Source organism: Dellaglioa sp. CoH-56-MRSF-12 (assembly GCF_056782075.1).
This window is the reverse complement of sequence record NZ_JBXAYD010000012.1, coordinates 1-1,690: the sequence shown is the minus strand read 5'-3', so window position 1 is coordinate 1,690 and position 1,690 is coordinate 1. Positions and strand designations below refer to the sequence as shown.

Sequence of the window (1,690 nt, the reverse complement as noted above, 5' to 3'; positions counted from 1 at the left end):
TGTACTAGGCCCTGTCAAGTTGACGGATGAAATAATATAAAATTTAATATGTTTCTAAATGGCTTTATCCCAGTATTCATCTGGGGTAAGGCCATTTCTTTGTGTTGAGCGATTGTAATGATTAAAATATTCAATTCCTGCTTCAACCAATTTCATAAGTTCTTGATAGGTCTTTGGCAGTGGCTGACGTGCCATCCATCGATTTTTAAATTCATTCCACCAACGCTCCATTGGAGCGTTATCGTATGGCGTTCCTGGTCGGGACATACTTCTAGTTACTTCATATCGATCAAGAGAACGATTAAATAGTTTTGAGGTATAAGCTGAACCGCGATCGGTGTGCACCATGGGGTGTACACTACCAGCACCTGAAAAGGCCTGCTGAAATACCTGGATTTCTGCTTCACTAGTTTCTGTAGGACTTAGATTATAGGCTAAAAGTCGCCGACCATAAAGATCTAAAACACCACTTAACCGAATTTTATATTCGCCATTTATGCCATATGAAAGCTCTGTTGAATCGGCCAACCAAACTTGGTTAGGTCTACTCACACTAAAATTTTGATTAAGAAGATTATCTTGGATATATTGTTCTGATTGTTTCACACGATTATGCTTCTTCGGATGTACTAAACATCGAATACCTAGTTCTCGCATAACTCGTCGAACCTGTTTGAAAGTAATGGGAAAATTAATTGATGTGTCAGCTTGTAAATTTACCAACATGTTTCCAGTACCAATCCCTTGTAGATTGAAATCAAACCAGTATTGGGTTCGCTCTTTAAGTTGTTTATTACGTGTCTCCCAAACTGTTTCTTGTCTTTTTAACCCTTTGTAGTAAGCCTGACGGCTAACGCCAACCATTTTTATAAGTTTTGTTATCGCACCATGCTTTTCTTGACTAACATTCTTAATCGCGTGATATGCCAGTCGTCTTTGCTTATTCACCCCTTGCGCTGAAGTTCCTGCCATTTTTTTATAAAGGCCGCATATAATTTTTGATCTTCGATTTGGCTTTCTAACTCGTGAATCCGTAGATTCGCTTTATCTAAATCTGTTAGTTCTGATTGATCTTTACGGTGACCACGATTATCGATTAGTGATTCATAACCACCTTGTCGTGCCTTAAGAACCCATGAACGGGCTTGTTGATAAGAGACACCGAAGTGTTCCGCAGTTTCATTATAACTATGTTTATCTTTGGTAATATATTCAACAATTGAAACGCGTTCTTCAAAAGAAGTTTTACGACTCATAATGGGAACCTGCCTTTTGGACGGTGACGCCGTCACCGTTTTATCCTCATTATACTTGGAAACCCAGTCTAATAGTTGTTTTTGTGATCGTAAACCAAACTTAAGTGCAACATCTGCTTGTGAATATTGACCCGTTAGATAAGTTAATACCGCTTCTAATTTCAGCGCTTTTGAATAGTGATTATTGTGGCGCGCTTCCTGTAAACCTTCAATACCATCGCGGTCATAGCGATCGACCCAACGTTTGAATAGATCTTTATTAATACCGTATTCTCGGGCAAAAGTTCTTCTCGGCATTCCGGACTTTCTAAATTCTTCGATAAACGTTAATTTTTCTAATGCTGAATACTTGGCTCTGGACATACAAAAATCCCTCCATGATTATCGGATGAAATTATATTATTTCATCTGACAACCATAAAGGGATTATTACA

The 1,690-nt window shown here is 38.3% G+C and carries 2 protein-coding genes; both read right to left on the bottom strand.

The genetic code is table 11. From position 1 onward, the window contains the following. Positions 1 to 54 precede the first annotated feature (54 nt). Positions 55 to 972: an IS3 family transposase gene (locus tag AC1RPY_RS07590; RefSeq protein WP_481761993.1), complete on the bottom strand. Its 918-nt coding sequence runs from the start codon at positions 970 to 972 to the stop codon at positions 55 to 57. Next, positions 945 to 1,619 (bottom strand): transposase, encoded by a 675-nt coding sequence (locus tag AC1RPY_RS07585; protein WP_481761994.1) that lies wholly within the window; start codon positions 1,617 to 1,619, stop codon positions 945 to 947. The genes AC1RPY_RS07590 and AC1RPY_RS07585 overlap by 28 nt, the downstream gene beginning before the upstream one ends. Positions 1,620 to 1,690 lie beyond the last annotated feature (71 nt).

Coding starts and splice junctions, on each gene's coding strand:
- AC1RPY_RS07585 (WP_481761994.1), bottom strand. CDS start 1,619: ATGTCCAGAGCCAAGTATTCAGCATTAGAAAAATTAACGTTTATCGAA.
- AC1RPY_RS07590 (WP_481761993.1), bottom strand. CDS start 972: ATGGCAGGAACTTCAGCGCAAGGGGTGAATAAGCAAAGACGACTGGCA.